The following is a 17,329-nucleotide window of genomic DNA, read 5'->3' on the forward strand; positions in this document are numbered from 1 at the left end:
TTGCAGTTATTATTTTCTGTTTTTTGCATTATTCCGTTCTCAGGCTCTTCACCGGATTGGCTATCGCAGCCTTTATAGATTGAAAACTTATGGTAATCAAGGCTATTAATATGGCTGCGACACCTGCTATTACAAACGCTAACCAACTTATATGTATGCGATATGCAAAGCCCTGCAGCCAGTTGTTCATAGCAAACCATGCAACAGGAAACGCAATAAGAAAGGCTATTGCAACAGGCTTTAAAAAGTTGACCGACAATAATGCAACAATATTTTTCGCAGATGCACCTAATACTTTTCTTATACCAATTTCTTTGCTGCGTTGCTCAGCCGTAAACATGGCTAAACCAAACAAACCAAGACAAGAAATAAAAATGGCTAAAAAAGCAAACAAGCTAGATAGCTTGCTAACAACCTGCTCGCTGTTATACAGCTTTGCATATTCAGCATCTGAAAATTGATAGGTGAAAGGAAATTTTGGATTGAGCTGCTTACAGATTCTTTGCAATGATGCAATTGCTTGTTTTGTTTGCCCCCCTTTTACACGAACCAGTATAGTCCCCCAGCTCCAGTTTTCATCAAGCCGTATAATCAGCGGTTCAATTTGCTGGTGCAATGAACTGAAGTGAAAATCTTTTACAACACCCACCACCATTCCCTTACGATTACCCCACGATACTGTTTGCCCAACAGGATTTTTAAAACCAATTTTATTTACAGCCGTTTCATTCAATATAAAACTGGTTGAATCATTATACGCCTTTGAAAAATCACGCCCCGCAAGCAATTGCAAATCCATCGTTTTTATAAAATCATAGCCAACCACACCATCAGCAAACGACACCTGCAGGTTTGGATCTTTTGCCGGCCAGTCAATACTATTTGTATGATGTTCAATAACTGTTGGCGAGTTCCGCATCTTCGAAACATTCAATATGGTTGTGTTATTTAATGCCTGTTGTTTAAACACTTCGTACTTACCCACCAAATCTCCTTCGATAGGAATATATAAAAGGTTATCGCGATTGTAACCCATATTTTTTGTTTGCACATACTGCATTTGCTGATAAATAACAATGGTTGCAATAATGAACATAACAGAAAGTGCGAACTGAAACACTACCAGTCCTTTCCTGAAAAATATATTGGTCCAGCTTAATTTTAAACTGCCTTTCAATACACGAACCGGCTTGAAAGATGCCATAAAGAATGCAGGATAACTGCCCGCTATCAATCCGGTAAGTAATAATAACGCAGTTATCATTATCCAGAAATCAAACTGATGGAGTGGTAAAATCAACTGTTTGCCTGTAAGCTGATTGAATGAAGGCAGCAGCAGCGATACAAGCACCAATGCAATAACAATTGCCAACAGTGTAACCAGTAAAGCTTCACCGATAAATTGCTTGATTAATGATATACGCAATGCACCGATCACTTTTCTTATACCCACTTCTTTTGCCCTGCGTGCCGATCTTGCCGTGGTAAGATTCATAAAGTTGATGCAGGCAATCAACAAAATAAATATGGCAACAATACTGAAGAGCCGAACATACTCAATACGTCCACCATCAATATAACCATCCTTAAAATTGGAATATAAATAGCGCTGCGTAAAAGGTTGTAATGCCAGCTCCGTTTTCAAGCCTTTGGTTTTGGATTGATAGCGATAAATAAAATCTTTTATCTGCGCCTGCACTTTTGCTGCATCCGCATCTTTGCGAAGTTGAACAAATGTTTGCGGACTGGTATTACTCCAGTTGTGTACCCAGTTATTTTGTGCAACAAAATCCGTCCAGCTTCTTAAAAAATCAAATTGCAACGATGAGTTGTGAGGCACATCTTCAAACACCGCCGTTACCAGCAGGTTTTCTTTATTGTCAAATGTTATTGTTTTGCCTATTGCATTAGATGGGTTGCCAAAAAATAGTTCAGCCATCTTTTTCGAAATCGCAATGGATGCAGGATCGCTGATAGCCGTTGCTGCATTGCCTTGCAGCAGGTGAAAGCTAAACATCTTAAAAAAATCTTCACCCGCAAACATGCCACTCATTTTATTTATCTTATCGCCGGCTTCAAAGGTGTTTTGTGCGCCCGGCGCAGAGGCATATTCAAGACCGCTTGCATATTGAATTTGCGGTATGTTGTTTTTTAATTCTTCTGCCAGCAAGCCTTGCGTTGTATAACTGGCATCTATCTTTCCGTCATAATGCGATCGTTCATACACCTGGTATAAATCTCTGCCATTTTTATGAAAGGCGTCCACACTGCGCTCATCCTGCACCCATAAAAAGATGAGTAAGCTACATGCAAGCCCTAATGCCAAACCAAGAATATTGATGAGCGAAAATGCTTTATTTCGAAGTAAATTCCTCCAGGCTGTTTTAAAATAATTGTTGAACATAATACTTGCCTTTTTATTCCTCTGCCGTGCCGGAAAAGGAATTTTAGCTCAATAGATAATTTATTACACACTTAAATCGCAAGCCTCTGAAATTACCCTCAAGGGGATTTAGAGGACTATTACTCCGTTCTCAAGTTCTTCACCGGGTTGGCAATGGCGGCTTTGATAGATTCATAGCTCACGGTGAGCAATGCAATAACCAAAGCTGCAACACAGGCAACAACAAAAAATATCCAGCTAACATCAACCCGGTAAGCAAAGCTGTTGAGCCAATGGTGAATAGCTACATACGAAACAGGAACAGCAATCACCATGGCAACAACAATCAGCTTTGTGAAGCTGCCTGACAACAGGTAAACAATGTTGAATACCGATGCACCTAACACCTTTCGTACACCTATCTCTTTGGTGCGCTGTTCGGCCATAAAAGCGGATAAACCATATAAACCAAGACAGGAAATGAAAACAGCAAGAATGGCAAACAAATTAAAGATGCTGCCCATTTGCTGCTCACCTTTATACTGGTTATCTAAATCTTTATCCAAAAAATGGTAGGTAAACGGATAAGCCGGATTGAGCTCGTGACTTATTTGTTCCAGTGCATGAATGGTTGCTTCTGTAGCTCCTGCCCTGGCACGTACCACTACAATGCCGCCATACCTGTTCAACCGCAACACCAACGGGTCAATGGCGTATTGAAGCGGTTTAAAATTGAAGTCTTTAACTACCCCGATGATGGTACCTTTTCTATCGGCAAAAGAGATGTTTTTACCAACAGCCTCGTCCACATTCATGCCCATCATTGCCAATGCTTTTTCATTCACTACATAATTGGAAGTATCACCCGCAAATGCGGAAGAGAAACTTCTGCCCGCCAGCATTTTCATTTGAAAAACATCCATAAAATGCTCATCAATATCAATAGAAGGAACCACGATTTGTTGTCTGGAATCTTTACCTTCCCACTGCACATCTACCGTGCCTGTCGTTAGATTGGCTGGAAGATCAGAAACAACTGTATAATCACTGGTGTACGGGTTTTGCTGCAGTTCCGATTTCAGTGCTTGCTGTTTACTCCACAAATCGCCAGTCATGTTTATGTACAACAGGTTCGATTTATTAAAGCCAAGATTTTTATCCTTAATAAAATTCAACTGTTTGTACACCACGGCGGTGCCGGCAAGCAAAACAATAGATACAACAAACTGGGTAATTACTAATCCATTACGGAATAAAAGATTGCCTGTACCAGGCTTCAATTTTCCTTTCAACACGGTAGCTGGCGTAAAGCCGGAAAGAAATATGGCAGGATAGCTACCCGAAAGCAGCCCTGTACAAAAAGCAATAGCAGCAAGCGTTAGCAGCATGTGGCTATCCAACAGGTGCAACGATAGATTTTTCTCCGCCAGGTGATTAAAAGCAGGTAACAACAGCCATACAATAACTACCGCAAGGCAGAGCGAAACAAAAGAAATGAGCAACGATTCTCCCAAAAACTGCAACATAACCTGTACACGGCTTGCGCCTACCACTTTACGCAGTCCTACTTCCTTTGCCCTGCGTGCAGAGCGTGCGGTAGCCAGGTTCATAAAGTTGATACAGGCAACGGCGAGTATAAAAATGGCAACGGCGAAAAATATATTTACATACAAAATATTGCCATTACCAGGCAAATCAATTTGTAAGTCGGAATGCAAATGAATGCTGGTTAAGGGTTGTAAATGAAAGGCAACCTTTAAACTATTATTATGCTTTTGAAAGATGTTATTAATATGTGCTGCAAGCCCTAATAAATTGGCGTTAGTTGCCGCAGCACTTTTTTTAAGCTGTATATAGGTATAAAAATCAAAGTTGCCCCAGGTACTGTTTTTAATATCGTAATTGGTAGTGGCAATGGCAGACATAGGTGCGACAATATCAAACTGCAAATGAGAGTTTGAAGGTGCATTGGCAAGCACGCCCGCTACTACTACATTTTCCTGATTATCTTTCCGAAGAATTTTTCCAATTGGATTTTGATCACCAAAATATTTTTTTGCAATATTCTCAGTTATCAATATACCGTTTGCCTGCTGTAATGCCGTACTGCGGTTACCTTTTACCAGACGGAAAGAAAATACCTGCAGAAAGTTAGCATCCACATATAAAACATTCCTTTCTTCAAACTTCCGGTCGCCCGTTTCAAACAAAACAGTAGCAGGCTTGCTGATACGCATAGCAGATTCAATTTCAGGCAACTCGCTTTGCAGCCCCGCAGCCATTCCTGCCGGACTTACAGCCGCTTTAAAATCTTCAACACTAGCGGTTAGCCTATACAGATGATCTGCATTTTTGTGAAACCGGTCATAACTCAGTTCGTTCTGCACCCATAAAAGAATAAAAATGCTGCAAGCCATACCGATGGCTAATCCGGCGATATTAAGAAAGGAATACGCTTTATGGCGTTGCAGATTTCTAAATGCTATTTTCAAATAATTTTTAAACATGTGAAACCTGTCTGTTTTATAAAACCTGAAATCTATGCTCTTTTTATTCTTATATACCCATTACTGCTTTCCTCCATCATTACTCCGTTCTCAAACTCCTCACAGGGTTAGCTAATGCCGCTTTTATCGCTCTAAAGCCAACGGTTAACAAGGCTATCAATAATACTGCAACAGCAGCAACCACAAACATCCACACGCTTATTTGTATGCGATAGGCAAAATCCTGCAACCATTTATTCATTACCAGCCATACAACAGGAGATGCGACAACAAATGCAATAAGTACCAGTTTCAGAAAATCCTTAGATAACAAGGAAACAATGCCTGATACGTCCGCACCTAATACTTTACGGATACCTATTTCCTTGGTGCGTTGTTCAGTAGAGAAAGTTGCCAATGCAAACAACCCAAGGCAGGCGACAAAAATGGTAAGTCCGGCAAAAATACCCAGTATCAACCCGATATTTTGTTCTGCTTTATAGGTGTTATTAAAACGGTCATCTAAGAAAGAGTAAGTAAACGGAGATGCGGTTGTTAAGCCATCCCATTTACTTTTCATTGTTTTCAATAGCCCTGCAATCTCTTTTGTTTTTGCCTTTACAATGATATTCGCATTATCATTTCCTAATACCATTACCAGTGGCGTAATGAGTTCGTGCAGCGATTTAAAATGAAAATCTTTTACAATTCCTATCACATGATAAGTAGTAGTTTTTCCATCATTATTCGTACGGCTTAAGGTATGTTGTAATGCATCCCCTTTCCAGCCAAATGCCCTTGCAGCCGTTTCATTGATGATGATAGCAGTAGAATCGGAGCCATATTCCTTAGAGAAATTCCTGCCGGCAACCATCTGCATTCCTAATGCCGGAATATATTGGTCATCCACCATATACCGCAGTGTATTGGTAAGCTGCGTAGTTTGATTGTCGGCATATACCAGGAAGTTATTATTATAAGAAGGTCCTGCAGGTAAATAACCCGAAGTACTGGCATATAGCACACGCGGGTCTTGCAGCAATTGTTGTTTAAAGGCTTCTGCATTGTTGCCCAACCAATAGCTCTCCTGTACTACAATTACCTGCTCTTTATTATAACCTAATTTTTTGTGCCGGATATAAGAAAGCTGTTGATAAACAACCAGCGTACCAATGATTAAACTAATGGAAATAAAGAATTGAAAAACAACCAATGCACTGCGCAAACCAATGCTCCCTTTACCAGAAGTAAACTTTCCTTTTAAAACGGTAATGGGATTGAAAGAGGAAAGGAAAAATGCAGGATAACTGCCAGCCAAAATGCCGGTGATTAAACCAAATAAAATAAGCGCCGGTATAACGTATGGATTGCTCCAAAACTGTAATGATAAACTGAGATGCGTAAGGTTATTGAAAAAAGGCAGTGCAGCTTGCACCAGCAAAATGGAGAGCACCAAAGCAACGGCTGTAAGCAACAACGACTCCACCATAAACTGGCGTACCAATTGGCTTTTAACAGAACCCATTACTTTTCTGATGCCTACTTCTTTTGCCCTTTTTGATGCGCCTGCCGTAGATAGATTCATGAAGTTGATACACGCAATAAGCAGCATAAAAACAGCTACAACACTAAAAATATATACGTATTGGATGTCACCGGAAGGCTGCATATCGCCGGTTAAATCGGAATGCAGGTGAATAGAAGTTAAAGGCTGTAATTTAAAGCTGATGTCGTTGCCACTTTGCCTGAATTGCGAAATACTCACACCCATTGCTTTCTGCAATTGCGGCCCAATATATTTATCTACTTCCTGCGGAAGTTTTGATTCTAACTTTCTGTAATCATAATCTTTTGGCAGAATGAGATAAGTAAAAAAGTTAGAAGCCATCCAGGTATCTTCCTTTGCTTCAGGCAAAGTGGTCATGGATGCCAGTAACCCAAAGCGTTCAAAATGCGAATTAACCGGTATTTCGTTATATATGCCGGTAACTGTAAGTGCTGTATTATTATTGTCTTTAAATAGGAGCACTTTTCCTATCGGGTCTTCATTACCAAAATATTTTTTTGCAACAGCCTTAGAAATTATAACGGTATTGGGTTGTTGCAATACGGTAGCTGCATCTCCTTTTATTAATGGTAATGTAAATACCTGGAAGAAGTTGGCATCAACAAAAGCAATCGGATCTTCTCTGAACATTTTGTTGCCGTAAGTAATGCGGGGCGTACCATAGCTGCGAAGACGTGTTGCATCCAATACTTCAGGAAAATCTTTTTTGAATGTTTGTGCAACCGGTGGCATTACATTAGCTTCTTTTATTTCACCACCATTCATTTTACCACGGAATATTACACGTACTATCTGGTCTGCTTTTTCATTGAAACGGTCATAACTCAGTTCGTTTTGCACATACAGCATGATAAGCAAACAGGTAGCAATGCCTAAAGCAAGACCAAAAATGTTGATGGCAGAAAAACTTTTATGCCGCCAAAGATTCCTTACAGCTATTTTGAAATAATTACGAAATAAAGATTGCCCCCTCGCCCCTGAAGGGGAACTTTTAACTCCGAAGGTGGACAGCGGCTTATTGTTCATGTTGAATGATTTGCTGTGAATAGTAACTTCATAGAAGTTTATAAATATTGTAGTAACAATTCTATCTCCGGAGTTAAAAGCTCCCCTTTGGGGAACAGGGCTGCAACGCTATACCAAGTCTCTGATGTTTTATGTTCCTAAGAATTTCCGACTTGCCGCATGAGAAGGGCGAAATCCGGAGACCCGCACAGCCTCTCTACTCACTCCTCAAACTCTTTGTTGGATTGGCTATCGCTGCTTTAATAGATTGATAACTTACCGTAACAATAGCAATGATTACCGATAATAAACCAGCGGCAGCAAACACCCACCATTCAATATCAATATGGTAACTATAGTTTTGCAACCACTTGTACATGGCATACCATGCAAGCGGCGATGCAATGATGAATGAAACGATCACAAGCTTCAAAAAATCGGTGGATAATAAGGTGGTAATATTGGCCACACTTGCACCCAACACTTTGCGCACACCAATTTCTTTAATCCTGTTTTCTGCCATATAAGTTGCTAAGCCAAATAAACCAAGGCAGGAAATAAAGATGGTTAAGCCTGCAAACAAAGCCGCTAAGGTGCCGGTGCGTTGTTCTTCTTTAAACTTCATTGCATACGTTTCATCGGCAAACTTGTAATCGAACGGATATTGAGGATTGTATTTTTTAAACACCTGCTCAGCCAGCTTCAAATCCTCTGCAGTGGACCTGGCAGGATTGAGTTTGTAATGAATAGTAGTAAACCACGATTTAGGTCCCTGCACCGCTAGTTGCTGCACTTTTTCGTAGGGCGATTCATAAATAAAATCTTTCAACACGCCTACTACATGCCAATCCTCTCCATCAGCTTTTACAATCTGACCAATGGGGTCCTTTAAACGCATCACTTTTACAGCCGATTCGTTAAGCAGCAAGGCGGTAGAATCGGAAGGATAGTTGTAAATATCAATATCTCTGCCCTGCAGCAGCTGCACGCCCATTGTTTTTACAAAATTTGCATCCGAAGCCATCCTTACAAAGTCTGTTTTCTTATCTCCTTCTGTACTACCCGGCCAGCTCCAGCCCCATCCGTCGCTATACCGTTGTGTGATCGGGCACTGCGATTTGGTAACAGAGAGAGCAGCACCACTGCTCAGCAATTCATTCTTTATTAAGTCGTAATGTTTTTCTACATTGCCCTGCATGGGAGAATACACCAGTTTATCTCTTACATAACCAGCATCTCTGTTTTGCGCATACCTGATCTGGTGCTCCACAATGATAGTACAGATGATGAGTGCAATGGCAAATGTGAACTGTAACACTACCAATACTTTGCGCGGCGTAACCAAGGCATGAGATGCTTTGAAGGTTCCTTTTAATACTTTTACCGGCTTGTAAGAAGACAAATAAAAGGCAGGATAGCTACCGGCAATAAAGCCGGTAAATAAAATAAAACCTATGAAGAACAACCAGAACAATGGACTGCTATAATCAATATACAGCTCTTTGCCTACGAGATTATTAAAAGCCGGTAAACTTATCTGAACAATGAGAACAGCAATAATACCGGCAATCAAAGCGATCAAAATACTTTCACCAATGAACTGCGAAACCAGGCCACCTTTTTGCGCGCCCACTACTTTACGGATGCCTACCTCTTTCGCACGCTTTTCACTGCGGGCAGTGCTTAAATTCATAAAATTGATGCAGGCAATAAGCAGTATAAAAGCAGCAATTACACCAAATAATTTTACCATTTCTATACGCCCGCCTACATAATTCCCATTCTCCGACTTGCTATACAGCCATCTGTCGCTCAACTTTTGTGTAAATACCTGCGTAGTAGATTTATCCTCGGTGTTAGCCGTATGATTGATGGTAATATTTTTAAGCTTCGCATCAAAAGCTGTCTGGCTTACACCGGGCTTCAGGAGAATGTATGTTTTTACAGAGTTATTACCCCAATATTCATCATCCCAGCCTATTTTCTTCATGTACGACCACGGCAGTAAATATTCAAAGTCGAAAGAAGTATTATTAGGCAAATCTTTTACCACACCGGTTACCGTAAAATTATCGGTACTATCAAGCCTTACCACCTTTCCCACAGCATCATCAGTACCGAATAATTTGTTGGCAAACTTTTGTGTAATTACAATATCATCTATTTTGCTCAAAGCGGTTTTGGCATTGCCATGCACCAGCGGAAAGCTAAAAGTGGCAAGAAAGCCAGGATCAGTAAAATAGCCTTCAGCATTCAAATGCTTATCACCCACCGTAAACAGGAAACCACTGGTATTTATTCTTACCACATCTTCCACATCAGCAGGGTATTCCAGCTTGATGGTTGGACCTAAAATTTTGGGCGTCGTGTTCCATGCCCACAACTCCCCGTTGAACTTATCGCGGTTGTTAGCAACATAAATACGGTCTGTTTTCTCGTGAAATTTATCATAACTTAACTCGTTTTGTATCCATAATAAAATAAGGATAGCACTTGCCATACCAATGGCTAAGCCAAGGATGTTGATGGCCGAAAACCCTTTGTTACGAAAGAGATTACGAAAAGCAATTTTGAAAAAATTCTTGATCATAGTATGCAAGTTGTGAATGGTGAATTGTCAATTGGGAATGGTGAATAGCTGTTCAGATTTCTTTCTTAATATTCAATTGACCATTTAGTAATATTCAGTTTTCAACGGGTGTGCCAATGCTAAAATCCTTACTGGCAAAGGATTTTAGCGAACACAAATAAAAAAGGTGTTCGATAATGAACACCTGTTGTACGATTGTGAAGGGACGCCCCCAGCCCCTGAAGGGGAGCTTGTAGCTGCGTAAGCAAATTCGAGTTTGATTATTATTTAAATTGTAAAGTAATCCGTCAGCAATATTGTTGCTACAAGCTCCCCTTCAGAGGCTGGGGGCGTCGTCCTTTACTCAGTTCTTAAACTTTTTACCGGATTTGCTATTGCTGCTCTTACAGCCTGAAAACTTACGGTTATAAGGGCAATTAATGATGCAATGAATGCAGCAAGAATAAAAATCCACCAACTTATATTAATTCTATAAGCAAAATCTTCCAGCCATTTATTCATTGCCCACCATGCAACCGGAATGGCAATAACAATCGCTATCAATACCAGCTTCAAAAAGTCTTTGCTTATTAGCTGTACAACGCTTGCAACACTTGCACCCAATACTTTGCGAATGCCTATTTCTTTTGTTTTTACCTGCGCCGTGTAGGTAGCTAATCCAAACAACCCAAGGCAGGAAATAAAAATAGCAATACCTGCAAATGCATTAAATAGTGTACCTGCACGCTCCTCAGATTTGTATTGCGTCTCAAAAGTTTTATCTAAAAAATAATAACTGAAAGGGGAGTCGCCTGCGTATTTTTTATATTGTTTTCCTACTGCAGCTATTGCCTGCTGTGCATTGGCAGCAGTGGTGCGCACATACAGTATATTTTTATTGTTCCAGTTTGTAAAAAAGATTAAAGGCGCAATTTTTTCTTTTAAAGATTGAAAGTTAAAATCCTGCACTACACCATGAATAGTTCCTTTAATGTTATGAAAAGTGATTTGCTGCCCAACATAAGGTTGTTTCAGCCCCATTCCCTTTACAGCCGTTTCATTTAAAACAAAGTAAGCACTATCTGCCGGCGTTCCGGTAAAGTTTTCTCCTTCCAAAAATTTTATTTTCATGGTTGGAATAAAATCTTTGTCGGCAGAAATCTGGATAATCATCATATTGCTGTTTGCCGGTTTTGCTGCCCAGTCAAGATCGCCGGTTGAAGCACTAACGTTTGCAAGGCTATAAGCATCGGATACGGCAACATTTAAAATACCTGTTTGTTTTTTCAGCTCTGTTTTTACCGCATCTGCATGATCCACTACTTCTTGTGTTAACGGAACAGAAAAGACATAGCTTTTATCATAACCCAGGTTCTTATTTTTTACAAATTTCATCTGGTTGCTCATGACCATAGTGCAAACCAGTAAGATAACAGAAATGGCAAACTGAAATACTACCAGCGCTTTTCTAAAAAAAGCTGCGCTGATACCGGAAGTCAGTTTTCCTTTTAAAGACTCAATAGGTTTAAAGGAGGATAATAATAAAGCGGGATAAATGCTGGATGCGACCAAGGTGCCCACAACAGCAAGTATTACCGCTTTCCACACATTTGCATCAGATAAAGTAAAAGATAATGTCTTACCCGAAATGTTATTGTAGAGCGGCATCAGTGAGTATATCAGCACTATGGCAAGCCCTGTTGCCAGGCAAAACAGTACGATCGTTTCTATAGAAAATTGCAGGAATAATTGCCCTTTTTGTGCACCAACAATTTTTCGGATGCTCACTTCTTTTGCCCGGATTAAAGAACGCGCTGTTGAAAGGTTTACATAGTTGATACTGGCAATAGCTAATAATAATACTACAACCAGCATAAATATCTGCACCATTCTTAATGCCGCATTGTTACCATCAGCACTTATTAAGTGAATAGCTGCGAGCTTTTGTAATTGAAAAGAAGCGTCGCTCTCCCCGTTTCTTGCTTTTTTATATAAGGCAGAAAAGGTTTGTCCTGTTTTCACAGGATTGGCAGCAGGTTGCAGTTGTACGTAAGTGGTAAAAGTAAAATCGCCCAGGTCTTCATCAATAGTTTTCCAGTCGCCGTTGCCACCATTTTCAGTAAAATCTTTTGCTAACAAACTCATCGGAAAAATGGCATCGTACTGAATAGAAGAATTTTGGGGAAAGTCTTGCAGCACGCCTGTTACTGTAAAATTGTTTTTAAAAAATTGGAGGGTTTTACCTATTGCCTCTTCGTTGCCAAAGAGCTTTTGTGCAGTGGATTGGGTAAGCACCACAGAATTACTGTTTGGAAAAGCAGTGGCTTTATTTCCTTTTAAAAAATGGAAATTGAACATGCTAAAAAAGCCACTGTCCACATAGCCCACTACATTGCCATCAAATATTTTAGTTCTTTCTTCATTGGATAAATTCTGGTCAAAATCCCTTGACGTTCTTACTACAGATTGTACTTCAGGAATTGATTTTGCAAAAACGCTCAGTGGTCCAGGAACGCCTGTCCAGGTGAGGTCTTCGCCATTCGATTTAAAATGCGAACTTAACCGGTATATCTGCTGATAGTCCTTATGAAATTTATCATAGCTTAATTCATTCTGTACCCACAACAGCAACATTATACCCGTTGCCAGCCCAACTGCCAAACCACTGATGTTGATGGCTGTATAAAATTTATTCTTCAATAAACTTCGCCAGGCGGTTCTAAAGTAATTTTTAAGCATGAGGGCAGCTTTTTGTTGTTAGTATCAAGACTGGCTAACTGTGACGGATATAGGATGGTATGGATTCCGATGAGCATAAATCATCCATTCTATACAAAGTTCATTTCTTTGTATAGTTCATGTTTTACAGGTTTTCGGCTATTATTTATAGCAATCCAAACGAAACCTAAGACTTTACACAGCACATACGTCCAGGCTATTTAAAGCCTCCCCCTTCAGGGGAGATTGGCGGGGCTTTACACCAATATATTTTGTGTTACAGTTTGTCCGTCCAACATGCGGATGATACGATGGCTATAGCGGGCATCGTGTTCACTGTGCGTAACCATCACGATGGTGGTACCTTGTTCGTTCAACTCAGTAAGCAGTTCCATTACTTCATTACCATTATTACTGTCGAGGTTTCCGGTAGGTTCATCCGCTAATATCAGTTTTGGATTATTAACTACCGCACGCGCTACTGCTACACGCTGCTGCTGACCGCCGGACAATTGTTGCGGATAGTGATTGCGGCGGTGCATGATTTGCACTTTATCGAGTACATATTCTACACGCTTTTTGCGCTCGGCAGGTTTTACGCCGGTGTAAATGAGCGGCAATTCTACGTTCTCATATACGGTGAGTTCATCAATCAAATTAAAGCTTTGGAATACGAAGCCAATGTTGTGCTTGCGCAGGTCGGCACGCTTGCGCTCGTTGAAATGCGCCACTTCAATGCCATTGAAGATAAAGCTGCCTTTATCGGGGTCATCGAGCAAGCCAAGAATGTTAAGCAGTGTAGATTTGCCGCAGCCCGAAGGTCCCATGATGGCTACAAATTCACCTTCTTTTACTTCAAGCGTTAGTTTGTTCAAAGCAACCGTTTCTACTTCTTCGGTACGATATACTTTTTCCAGATCTGTAATTTTTATCATGTTTGCCATGGTAATGCTGTTTAAAATGGTTTGAATAGTTTTGTTTAGTTTGATTCGTTTATTTTTTTTCCAATACGAGTTCCTGCATGTTGGTGTAATTATCGTAACTGCTGGTTACCACTTTATCACCGGGCTTCAGTCCGCCAAGCACTTCATAATAGTCGGTGTTTTGCCGGCCCAGTTGAATGTCTTTGCGGGTAGCCATTTTACCATCGGGGCTTACGAGGAAAATCCAGTTGCCGCCTGTTTGCTGATAGAAGCCGCCTTTGGGCACCAATACCGCTTGTGTTTCATCGCTCAATGCAAGCAGTATTTGCAGGGTTTGACCACGGCGTATACCCTGGGGCACATCGCCTTCAAAAGCCATATCTACCTGGAAGCGGCCGTTGGTAACCTGTGTATATACTTTCTTAATTATTAATTTATAATCTTTATTGGCGAAAGTAAATTTGCCTTCCAGTCCGTTATACACCTGCGAAATGTAGTGCTCATCTATATCTACGCGCACTTTAAAACCGCTCAGCACATCTATCTGCCCAAGGCGTTCACCCTTGTTTTTATTTTGACCAATCTCGGCGTCCAGCGATGTTAATTGTCCATCTACCGGCGCACGCACTATGAGGTCGCCCACTTTCTGGCGCATTACAGCCAGTGCGTTTTGAGAGCCTTGATACGATTGTCCTGCCTGTGCAAGCTGCTGTTTGGTAGAAATGCTGTCCTGTTCCAGCAACTGCTCAGTTAGTTTCTTTTTCTCCAGATAATAGTTGTATTTGTTCTTAGCCTGCTGAAACTCCTGAGAACCGATTACTTTTTGCTCATACAAACGTTTATCAAGGTTATACACGCGTTCAGCTTCTTTTAAATCGTTTTCTACATCGGTCATTTGGTTCAACTTTGTAGTGGTATTTTGCACCGCATTATTACGAGCTATCTGCATTTGCGTAAGCAGGTTATATACCGATGTTTCCTGATTTACAAGGCTAAGTTCCAAATCGGTATTCGACAAGCGCATAATAGGATCGCCTTTCTTCATGATGGCACCATCTTCCACATATTTTTCTTCTACCCGTCCGCCTTCCATTGCATCTAAGTAAATAGTGGAAATAGGCATTACCACGCCATTTACAGGAATCGTTACCTGAAAGGGACCTTTGGTCACTTCACTAATGGTAATGCGTTCTGTATCTACATTCAGCTTAGCGCCGCCTGAAGTAAAATAGTAACTGGCTGCCAGCAGTGCTATAATACCTGCTATACCAGCGATAGTTAAAATCTTTTTAGTTGTCCACTTCTTTTTCTTAATTACTCTGTCCACTGTTTGTTCTTTTATTTTTATTATAAACTGTTTTTCTACCGTTAAGTGTGGTGCACCGTGTCTTTTAGCACTGGCTTACATAAATTTCAATGTCAGCAAGTTAATTAAACTAAAATCTTCTGCATCGCTGATGGAAGTGGCTGCAGCTTCCTGCACGCGCTTTTCGCAAATAGGTGCAGTTTTTTTGGGGCTGAACTGTGCAAGGCAAAAAGCAGCTGACAATATAATGATGGTTAATGTTGTTATTCTTTTTAACGTTCTCATGATTTTAATTTTTAATTTTTAAGAAAAATCCGGTATAGACATACCAGATACAATTGCACATGATGAAAACTGTTCACTAAGATTGAAAGCTTAATGCCAATGGAATTTACTATTGATTATCAATTAGTTAAGCAACAATTGTATGTTGTTTACTGTACGCATGTGCACAACAACTGTCCGCTTTTGATACAATACCCTATAGCGCATGTTTATAGCGCACGGATGATACCGATTTCTTCAGATAAGGATTGTGCTGATAAACAGCCAATGATTGATCTGATTCATTCACATTGAAACATCCTTTCTATCCATACTGAAACCATGTTATCTTGCATGTCGGCAAATTCGTGCAATTCATGTAATTTGTATTTGAATAGTTTGTATATAAAAATCTGCGCACTAGTCCCTGGCATCCGTGTTCCATAGAATTCTTTTCTTTGCCGCATGAAAATTAACAGCCTCGGGTTTATCATAATTGCAGCTATTATTCTCCTGTTTGTTCGCCTGGGCGGCACCTCTGTTTTCCAGGTAGCAGAAGCCCGCAACAGCCAATGTGCCTACGAAATGATGACCACCGGCGATATGATTACGCCTACCTTTAATGGAATCTTGCGCACCGACAAGCCTGCGCTGGAATACTACGCCATGATAGCTGCCTACAAACTGTTTGGCAAAGACGAAGGCAGCGCTCGTTTTTTTTCGGGGGTGTGCGGCTTAATAGTGATTATTTCCACTTTCTTTTTTGTACGCAAACACGCCACCACAAGTGCCGCATGGTGGAGTGCATTTATACTTCTTTCATCCATGCACACCATCGTGCAGTTTCGCTTAGCAACGCCCGATCCTTATCTTATTTTGTGCCATGTGCTGTCGTTATACTGTTTTATAGAAGGTTTCACCAGCAGGCAGTTCAAATGGTATGCACTAATGTATATTTTACTGGGTTTAGGTATTTTTGCTAAAGGTCCGGTAGCCCTGGCTCTGCCAGGACTTACTATGGTGTTGTATCTTTTATTTACCAAACAATTTACCCTAAAAAATATAGTGCGTTTGCAGCCCTGGTTTGGTGTGCTACTAATAGCACTTTTTTGCGTGCCGTGGTATTATCTGGTGCATGTGCGCACCGGCGGCGCCTGGACAAGAGGCTTCTTCTTTGAGCATAACGTAGGCCGCTTTGACGAGCCGGTGGATAACCATGGCGGCCTATTTATTATTACTTTTTTGTTTGTAATATTAGGCATGTTCCCGTTCTCTGCATTCTTTATACGAGTGGGTAAATATGTGTGGCAAAACAGAAAGACAAACCACTTTCTACTATTTAATTTTATTGCTTTCTGGGTGGTGGTTGGCTTTTATTTTTTCTCCAGTACCCGGCTGCTCAATTATACTACACCGGCTTATCCGTTTTTCGCTATTATGATCGGTTGCTGGCTGGCAGATAGATTGCCTGTGTTTTCATTCAAAAATATAAAGCCAGAACTACTTATTATTTGCATACTAACAATGATTTTGCCCCTTGGCATTTATACCTGGGCTGTCAATACAGAACCAGTTGATAATGTAAGCTGGATTGCTTTTCCATTGCTTGTTTTCACCGTTGGTGGTATTGCGGCGTTGGTGTATGCAAGGCAAAATATTAGTAAAGCATTGCGTGTTATAGGATGCACATATATGGTTGCCACCTTGCTCGTATTTGCCTGGTTATTTCCGGCATTAGACAGTCAAACGCCTATGGAAAAACACAAGCAGTTTATCGGTGCAGCAGATAATGTAGTGGCTTATCAAAACTTTAATGATGCTTTTGTGTATTATACAAAGCACCCCATCCCGCTAATTACCGATATAGATAGCCTGGCGGCTTACATCAATACGCACAACAATGCAGTGGTAATATCTAAAAGCAAACAGTTTAAAACCCTGGACAGTTTACCTTCTATTAAATTGTACAGCAAAGACATGGATTTGTTTAGCGTAAGTTATTCAGCCATTTATATAAAAAGTAAGTGACCGGATAAATAGTTTTAAATAAAATTAATCTCCGCAATGCATTTTTATTTTGCTGTTGCAGGCAGTAGTTTTATGCTGAT

9 protein-coding genes are annotated in these 17,329 nt (G+C 40.5%); 1 reads left to right on the forward strand and 8 read right to left on the reverse strand.

Features of this window, described 5'->3' with window-relative positions; translation table 11 throughout:
• Positions 1-28: 28 nt before the first annotated feature.
• From FC093_RS11625 to FC093_RS11660, 8 genes are all read right to left on the reverse strand, one after another.
• The gene (locus FC093_RS11625) at positions 29-2,404 is read right to left on the reverse strand and encodes an ABC transporter permease (RefSeq protein WP_137261955.1); all 2,376 of its coding nucleotides are present in this window, start codon (positions 2,402-2,404) and stop codon (positions 29-31) included.
• A 119-nt stretch (positions 2,405-2,523) separates the two neighbouring features.
• Entirely contained in the window at positions 2,524-4,890 is a 2,367-nt protein-coding gene (locus FC093_RS11630) for an ABC transporter permease (protein ID WP_137261956.1), read from the reverse strand.
• Positions 4,891-4,969: 79 nt separating this feature from the next.
• Entirely contained in the window at positions 4,970-7,462 is a 2,493-nt protein-coding gene (locus tag FC093_RS11635) for an ABC transporter permease (protein ID WP_137261957.1), read from the reverse strand.
• Positions 7,463-7,658: 196 nt separating this feature from the next.
• Complete coding sequence (locus tag FC093_RS11640) at positions 7,659-10,031, reverse strand: ABC transporter permease (RefSeq protein ID WP_137261958.1); 2,373 nt, start codon at positions 10,029-10,031, stop codon at positions 7,659-7,661.
• A 339-nt stretch (positions 10,032-10,370) separates the two neighbouring features.
• Positions 10,371-12,749, reverse strand: coding sequence for an ABC transporter permease (locus FC093_RS11645; protein ID WP_137261959.1), 2,379 nt, complete (start codon positions 12,747-12,749; stop codon positions 10,371-10,373).
• A gap of 236 nt (positions 12,750-12,985) precedes the next feature.
• Complete coding sequence (locus FC093_RS11650; protein ID WP_137262029.1) at positions 12,986-13,663, reverse strand: ABC transporter ATP-binding protein; 678 nt, start codon at positions 13,661-13,663, stop codon at positions 12,986-12,988.
• Positions 13,664-13,721: 58 nt separating this feature from the next.
• Entirely contained in the window at positions 13,722-14,978 is a 1,257-nt protein-coding gene (locus tag FC093_RS11655; RefSeq protein WP_137261960.1) for an efflux RND transporter periplasmic adaptor subunit, read from the reverse strand.
• Between the two features lie 75 nt (positions 14,979-15,053).
• Positions 15,054-15,242: a hypothetical protein gene (locus FC093_RS11660; RefSeq protein ID WP_137261961.1), complete on the reverse strand. Its 189-nt coding sequence runs from the start codon at positions 15,240-15,242 to the stop codon at positions 15,054-15,056.
• 444 nt (positions 15,243-15,686) lie between these two features.
• Here FC093_RS11660 and FC093_RS11665 point away from each other — a divergent pair, with 444 nt between their 5' ends.
• On the forward strand, positions 15,687-17,249 hold the full coding sequence (locus FC093_RS11665; protein ID WP_137261962.1) for an ArnT family glycosyltransferase: 1,563 nt from the start codon (positions 15,687-15,689) through the stop codon (positions 17,247-17,249).
• Positions 17,250-17,329: the final 80 nt, after the last annotated feature.

It is taken from the genome of Ilyomonas limi, from assembly GCF_005233845.1.
Taxonomy (GTDB): domain Bacteria; phylum Bacteroidota; class Bacteroidia; order Chitinophagales; family Chitinophagaceae; genus Ilyomonas; species Ilyomonas limi.